Annotated in this window: 9 protein-coding genes and 1 pseudogene; all 10 read left to right on the forward strand. The window is 39.4% G+C overall.

Translation table 11 applies throughout. The annotated features are described in order from the left end of the window. Positions 1–591: 591 nt before the first annotated feature. On the forward strand, positions 592–1,095 hold the full coding sequence (locus L6H98_RS31050; protein WP_236421552.1) for a hypothetical protein: 504 nt from the start codon (positions 592–594) through the stop codon (positions 1,093–1,095). Between the two features lie 38 nt (positions 1,096–1,133). Beyond that, positions 1,134–1,343 (forward strand): hypothetical protein, encoded by a 210-nt coding sequence (locus L6H98_RS31490; RefSeq protein ID WP_356725044.1) that lies wholly within the window; start codon positions 1,134–1,136, stop codon positions 1,341–1,343. Between the two features lies 1 nt (position 1,344). After that, complete coding sequence (locus L6H98_RS31055) at positions 1,345–1,869, forward strand: hypothetical protein (protein ID WP_236421553.1); 525 nt, start codon at positions 1,345–1,347, stop codon at positions 1,867–1,869. A 439-nt stretch (positions 1,870–2,308) separates the two neighbouring features. Beyond that, on the forward strand, positions 2,309–3,241 hold the full coding sequence (locus L6H98_RS31060; protein WP_236421554.1) for a nucleic acid/nucleotide deaminase domain-containing protein: 933 nt from the start codon (positions 2,309–2,311) through the stop codon (positions 3,239–3,241). 23 nt (positions 3,242–3,264) lie between these two features. Next, the gene (locus L6H98_RS31065) at positions 3,265–3,777 is read left to right on the forward strand and encodes an SUKH-4 family immunity protein (RefSeq protein WP_236421555.1); all 513 of its coding nucleotides are present in this window, start codon (positions 3,265–3,267) and stop codon (positions 3,775–3,777) included. Positions 3,778–4,002: 225 nt separating this feature from the next. Further along, positions 4,003–4,194, forward strand: a pseudogene (locus tag L6H98_RS31070) (hypothetical protein); the annotation flags it as partial. Between the two features lie 100 nt (positions 4,195–4,294). Then, complete coding sequence (locus L6H98_RS31075) at positions 4,295–4,444, forward strand: hypothetical protein (protein ID WP_236421556.1); 150 nt, start codon at positions 4,295–4,297, stop codon at positions 4,442–4,444. 199 nt (positions 4,445–4,643) lie between these two features. Continuing rightward, positions 4,644–5,042: a hypothetical protein gene (locus L6H98_RS31080; RefSeq protein WP_236421557.1), complete on the forward strand. Its 399-nt coding sequence runs from the start codon at positions 4,644–4,646 to the stop codon at positions 5,040–5,042. A 23-nt stretch (positions 5,043–5,065) separates the two neighbouring features. Beyond that, positions 5,066–5,269: a hypothetical protein gene (locus tag L6H98_RS31085; RefSeq protein WP_236421558.1), complete on the forward strand. Its 204-nt coding sequence runs from the start codon at positions 5,066–5,068 to the stop codon at positions 5,267–5,269. Between the two features lie 48 nt (positions 5,270–5,317). Continuing rightward, positions 5,318–5,866, forward strand: coding sequence for a hypothetical protein (locus tag L6H98_RS31090; protein ID WP_236421559.1), 549 nt, complete (start codon positions 5,318–5,320; stop codon positions 5,864–5,866). Positions 5,867–6,741: the final 875 nt, after the last annotated feature.

Here is a 6,741-nt window from a genome sequence, read left to right on the forward strand (position 1 = left end):
CCCCCCGATAGGGAAAATGAAGTAGCATATAATCGCATCTTTCAGGATAGATACCACCGATATTGAGAATAGGGGCGGATAAAACGAAACTTTTTTCATATCGTCCGTAACTTAACTGAACCTTTCAGCGATTGTTACTTTGAAGAAAGTAACGCTGGTGATGGCCAGTTAACATAGAACAGACAGGGAACGTATAAGGGTAGCCACCTGTCCCTAATAAAACCCAAAATTCATCAAAAAATTCGGGAAAGGTGGCACATGAAGCGAGTTATTGTATTCATCGGCCGTATTGTCGTTCACTTTATAGACGTGTACTTGGACTTCTTCAATGAGTTCCATAAAGAATTTGCCACTATTAGAGGGTTAGGACGAAGGTAGGGAATTTTTTAAAAAAGTTACTTACTCAGATACACGTTTCAAGTATTGATCATCGATCCGCAAATGATGATCGCCGAGTGGACGAGACATGGACGGCATAGAATGAGCAGACTAAAGATCGTCTGAACAAAAGCGTAGACGATATCACGGATTATGTATCTAATTCGATGGAGCGGATACGAAATACTCGTTTTGGCCCGGAATTTGCAATGGATGGACCAACTGGTGTCTATTTCACGAAGCCGAAAAAGCCAGCCCAATAGTCAGCAGCAGCGTTTTTGGAGTGAAATGGAAGCAGGCAAAGGTGATTTAGCGAAGAAGTTGGATGAGGGGACGGGTAATGATTCTGCACAGATACCTCGAACAGGAGCAGAATGGGATGAGTATTTCCGTTCAAAATATGGCGATAAGAATGTGGACTGGAAAACTAGTTCTGAGTACAAGCTATATGGTGATAAGTATATTCCTTATACACCTAAAATTAGACCCAATGCTGTAATCACTAAGCCGTCACTGCCTAAAGGAGGAAAGCCAGAAGGAAATTATGCCAAGATCCCACCAAAAGGTGATAGAGGCTTAGAAAGACAAAATGAATCTGCTGATGTACTTGCAGAACAAGGATATCGTACTATAATGCTTGATGAGCTTCCAAATGAAATGGTTTTGGTGGAAATGGCTATGGTATTGATCCTAAAAAAAGTCCAGATTTTATTATAGAGGGACAAGTATTTGATTGTTATTCTCCTGATTCAATTATTCTAAAAAATACTCTTGACATGCTCAGAGAAAAAACTACAAAGCAAGCTAGAAGAATAGTGTTAAATTTAAATGATTATCCTGTTGAGAAAAGAACGGAGCTTATTGATCATTTAATAAGTCAGACACATAAGGACTTGAAATATTTAGATGAACTATTAATTATTGAGGATCGTCAAGTAACTAGAGCGTACTGGAGGTATGAGTAATATGGATTTCAGGTTATCTATTGGTTTTGATTTACCTAGAGAATCCTTGAGAAAGTTGCTTTATGATATGATATGTGAAGTATTATTTGTAGAATTAATCGATTATGAGGCCGAGGTACGGGATAGGTCTGATAATCGAGAAGTGAGAATTGGTTGCACGTATTTTTCAATGAGCAATAATTTAGATAATGAAGATGAATATTTGGAGCGTTTTCGAGAAATGAATTTTGAAGCGTATGGTGTGACTACAAATGTTCTTATTAGTATTCAATTTATAACGAGCACTTTTGATAGTGGTTGGTTAAAAATGTTGGAGTTAATTGGTAAAATATTGCGAATGAACAATTTGGATTTAGTTATTGAAGATCATACCTCATATCCACTATTGAAAAGAATTAAAGGGCGTTTAATTATTAATAGTAATTTAGATTATCGGACATGGTATCTGACAAAAGAAAATCTAGCACTATTGAATTATCCATATGAAGAGGAGGATTTTTTAAAAGATAGTGAAGAAGAAAAGTAAAGGCTTGTCTAGATTTTTGAGGTGTATCAATAACCATATTAACCAAGCCACAATACGAGCTAACCGCCCGCGTTGTGGTCTTTTTTCGTTCTTTAATATGGATGGTGGGGAGGGAACAGACCCCACCCAGTGCGGAATGAACCCATTATCTAAACAAGGCTGGTGCTTGCAAACGAATGTGGACCAATGAGTGGTGCTGAATGGAAACCGGGTAGGGAGCCAGAGCAAAATAGTAGATCTGTAGAAGGTCGAAGCGGATTTCATGGAACTGCTGACGGAAGAAGAGCTGGAAGAATTGTATCTGGACATGCCGGCCGATGGCGAGATCATGAAAGAGGAATTGGATTGTCACTGCAATTGCGAACGGCGGTCTAGTTAACTTAACGTTATTTTTGGCGTGGTGGCCATTATTGCGGCCATCCCGACAGGCGGAAGCTCCTTGTATTTGTTGGCTGCCGCGGATGCGGCTCTCGGTGCGGCGATGATCGTGGTCAATGTGAAGAAACTGAACGATTTAAAGAACGGGGATGCGTATACGAACCCCACGTTCTTGGGTATGGACCAGCAGCTGCTGGACAACCTGGGCGTCGCCCTGATGCTTGTCAATCTCGCCATGTTGGCCAAACACGGACTCAATAAAGCGGCAGACAAGCTCGTGAATAGCAAAAATATGTCCGCGCTGGACGAGACATGGACGAGATGGAAGCAGCAGACTAAAGATCGTCTGAACAAAAGCGTAGACGATATCACGGATTATGTATCTGATTCGATAGAGCGGATGCGAAATACTCGTTTTGGCCAAGAATTTGCAATGGATGGACCAAACGGTGTCTATTTCACGAAGCCGAAAAAGCCAATTCCGCCAAATAGCCAGCAACAGCGTTTTTGGAGTGAAATGGAAGCAGGCAAGGATGATTTAGCGAAGAAGTTGGATGAGGGGACGGGTAATACTGAATTTGGTTTAAGCCGTTCAAAAGTTGTTGGCTATGGTGAATCAGATTTAAGTAGAATGGTAATTGATTATAGAATGAAAAATGGTGTTCAGGGGACAAGGAATATTGCGATCTTAGAATACGAGGATAACGGAATACTCAAGTATGAGATTGCTGAAAGTAATAGGGAACTAGGAGTACACTCAGAAGAAATACTTCATCAGAGAGTGACTGAAATGGGAATTGATTCTTCTAAGATAAAAAGGATATATACCGAAAGGCAACCATGTAATCTTGAGCCATATCATCACTGTGATAATTTGATTTATAAAAATTATCCGAATGCAGAAGTAACTCATAGTTTTGAATACGGAGACTATGATTCGAGAAAACGTGGTAATGACGAAATGAAGAAGGCTATTAAGGCGTTATTTAAGTAATGAAAGTAAAGGGGGAATATCTAATGATTGAACTATCAAAGGATTTTTGGAACTGTGATTTTTTTAGGTACAGTATAGATGAGTTGGGGATATACGGTTTTTCAGAGGAAACAATGGAGTTTTTATTGAATTATGGCTTACCTAAAAATCATACAATCTTTGAAATGAAAGGTATCAAGTTCTTTGATTCAATTAATTTTGAAAGAATCACCTTTAACGGAGAAGAGTTCATTAACATAGGACAAAGTCGGGGGGCTTTCATTTCAATTAAGAAAACTACTCAAGAAGTATTTGCACTTCTGGAAAGTCGAGAGGATAGGATATTCATTAATTCAAGTATAAAATTGTTTTTGTTATTCCATCAGCTATTTTATACTGAGCTTAGAAAAGTTGATGACATAGACGATGATGAGCAGTGTGAAAAATTTGGGAAAATGATGCGAGAGGAATTTGAAAAAATCGACTCTACAGCAATGTTGGACAAAGAGAGTACATGGCCAAGACTTGTAGAGGAGTATGAAAACTGCTCTATCTAATCGAAGCTCTCAAATAATTAAGTCATTAGGACTACCTAGTATCGAATGAAACGACTTTTCCTATCCTTACCAACATAACCTTTGTTCTATTTGTAAGAAAATTTTCATGAATTAAGATGTGCGTACTGAATGGCTGTAAAAAGTATCTCTATTAACATAATAGCGTTACATCAAACAGGTTGATTATGGTCAGATACCACTATAATCAACCTGTTTTTTTGTTATATTCCGCAGGATGATACCGACTCGATCGTGAACGGCGAGACGAAGTTCTTCGTTTTCCCGGATGATCGCCATTGGGGCTTCTACGTCCTGCCGGTTGCCCGAAAGAACGAACAGCTCTATCTTGGTCCGCAGAAGCTGTTTCCGTTCGAGCCAGATCTGCCCGAATTGGACTTTTTTGATGGGAGGAAGTAGAGAATCGGACCGAGAGAATGGCGCAAAATGAAGTGCCCGAGAGGATTACCCGGAGTACGTCGTAAGGCGCTGACTCTGGTTCGAAGGGAGGGAGAAGTTGATGTTCACGCATGTGTACCCGCATTTCCAGAAAGGCCGTATTCTCAAAACCGCCATGCTGGAACAGCTTCCAGATTATCCGCGCGACTATCTGGAACTCTGCTACCGCAACTATGCGAACGCATTATTGCCAGGGCGGAGGTCGAAGTAAAGACAGACAAGCTGTCCGTATCCCCCGGAATCGTGCTGTATCTCGGCAAACTGTATATGCTCACCGAGCAAACGGACATGTCTTACGTGGCGACAGGCCGCATGACGTTGCTGAAGGTTCGGCTGCGGAAGCGAATTTAGCTCAGCTAGATATTGCCGGAATGGCGCTTGGAGGCAGCTCGCTAGCCAAGAAGGGCACCATGAAAATCAACAAATCGGGAACTAAGTCGGACCACGGGGATGGTTCGGGGCCAAAAGGTTTCCTTCATGGAAATGGGGATAACCCAGACAATCCCGCCGCTGTAATAAAAGATGGGAAATTTAAGACCAATGCAGCATTATCTCCTCCATCTCTAAGTGAGTTGGGCGAACTTATTGCCAAAACAGTTGGGAAAATGACCGAAGGTGCTGCGGCTAGTGTTCCGTGGCGTATTAGGTACATGCAACTACCCAACGGTGGAAACGTGCCAGTAATTATGAAGATTGACAATCATGGTTCTTCAGGTAATAGTAAACACTCAAAGAGAGAGTCTGAGGGAACGGGTAAAGTTAAAATATCTATAGGAAATGAAAAGAAATTTAAAGAACATTATCGCTAATAAAAAGGGGATATTTGGAATGTGTGCTTGGTACGAAATACTCTAGTGATGCAGATATCCCAAATTTCCTAGAAGATTTATCAAGGGCAATTAATGATGTGACATTTGAATATGTAGGTAAGGCTTCGTATAAACATGGTTTTGAGGGCAATATATATCGAACTAAGGATTATACACTAATTACAAAATATGATGGAGAGTTTGTGACAATATTAGAGCGTGGGTAAGGTATGGATTTAAACTTGATATTTTTAGAATAATGGAGGCAAAAGTATATGTTAAAGAAATTTGAAAATTTGATTCAAAAGAATTTGCTTAACAATGTTTATGTAACAGGCTTTCTTTCATTTGAGGAAAACGGTTCTGCTGAATTTTCTGCTATGTTAGATTTTTTATATTTTGAGTTTGGTGAACAAATCATAGAATTTCAATCAGTTGAGCAGAATTCAAAGCTGAGGATATCAATGGTTGACAAAGTAAGATACGAATTTGATAAATTTGAAGACGATGTAGTTTGCAAGAGTAATGTTAGTGAAATTGTACTAACAAAGTATGATTCAGAAGATAACAAAGTTATAAATGCTTGTTTCTATGGTTTACAAATAAATGAAAAAAGTCTAGTTTGTGATGCGTTACATGTGAAATTATTAAATGGACAAGATATTTTTATCGATCCTACGTTCAACTTTGGTATTAATGTAGGCGGATTAGAGCAAAAAAAATATTGGGAAGAAGACTATAAAGAAAGAATCCTACCAAGAGTGGGTTCGTTTCCAAAAAAAAGACATATATTATTTTTAATTGATAATTATGGAGATGAATAAGGTGAGAACTCACCTTTCCAAGTGAAGATCTTGCTTAAAAAAGCGTACGATACAACCTCCAAACCACAATGCAATATAGCCGCTCGTACTGTAGTTTTCTTTTGCCTTTGTATCAACTCCCACCCAGTACCGAATAGGTCGGGCGGCTGATTCTAATCAGACATAACCCATGTAATACTCGTATAAAGATTTCTCCTACACCAAATGCTTTAATTTTATAGCCTAAATAACGCTACTCCGATACATCAAACAGGTTGATTATGGTCAAATACCATCATAATTGACCTTTTTTTGTTATCTTCGTCTAGCATATTTTCAAATTTACTCGCAACTTTTAGAATGGGCCCCCCGATAGGGAAAATGAAGTAGCATATAATCGCATCTTTCAGGATAGATACCACCGATATTAAGAGCAGGGCGAATCAAAAGAAATTTTTTATATCTCCGTAACTTAACTGAAACCTTTCAGCGATTGTTACTGTGAAGAAAGTAACGCTGGTGACAACCAGTTAACATAAAACAGACATGAAATGTATAAGGCTAGCCATCTGCCCTCTAATAAAACCCAAAATTCATCAAAAATTCAGGAGAGGTGGCACAGGAAGGGAGTCACTGTATCCATTGGTCGTATCGTCGTTGACTTAATAGACGTGTACTGGGACTTCTTCAATGAGTTCCATAAAGAATCTGCCACTATTACGGGGTTAGGACGAAGGCGGGAGGAATTTTAAAAGAGATATTTATCCAGATACACGTTTCAAGTATTGATCATCGATCCGCAAATGCTGATCGCCGAGTTTAACGTTATTTTTGGCGTGGTGGCCATTATTGCGGCCATTCCGACAGGCGGAAGCTCCTTGTATTTGTTGGCTGCC

Source organism: Paenibacillus sp. JJ-223 (genome assembly GCF_927798175.1).
GTDB lineage: Bacteria > Bacillota > Bacilli > Paenibacillales > Paenibacillaceae > Paenibacillus > Paenibacillus hubeiensis.

Coding starts and splice junctions, on each gene's coding strand:
- L6H98_RS31050 (WP_236421552.1), top strand. CDS start 592: ATGGACCAACTGGTGTCTATTTCACGAAGCCGAAAAAGCCAGCCCAAT.
- L6H98_RS31055 (WP_236421553.1), top strand. CDS start 1,345: ATGGATTTCAGGTTATCTATTGGTTTTGATTTACCTAGAGAATCCTTG.
- L6H98_RS31065 (WP_236421555.1), top strand. CDS start 3,265: ATGATTGAACTATCAAAGGATTTTTGGAACTGTGATTTTTTTAGGTAC.
- L6H98_RS31075 (WP_236421556.1), top strand. CDS start 4,295: ATGTTCACGCATGTGTACCCGCATTTCCAGAAAGGCCGTATTCTCAAA.
- L6H98_RS31080 (WP_236421557.1), top strand. CDS start 4,644: ATGAAAATCAACAAATCGGGAACTAAGTCGGACCACGGGGATGGTTCG.
- L6H98_RS31090 (WP_236421559.1), top strand. CDS start 5,318: ATGTTAAAGAAATTTGAAAATTTGATTCAAAAGAATTTGCTTAACAAT.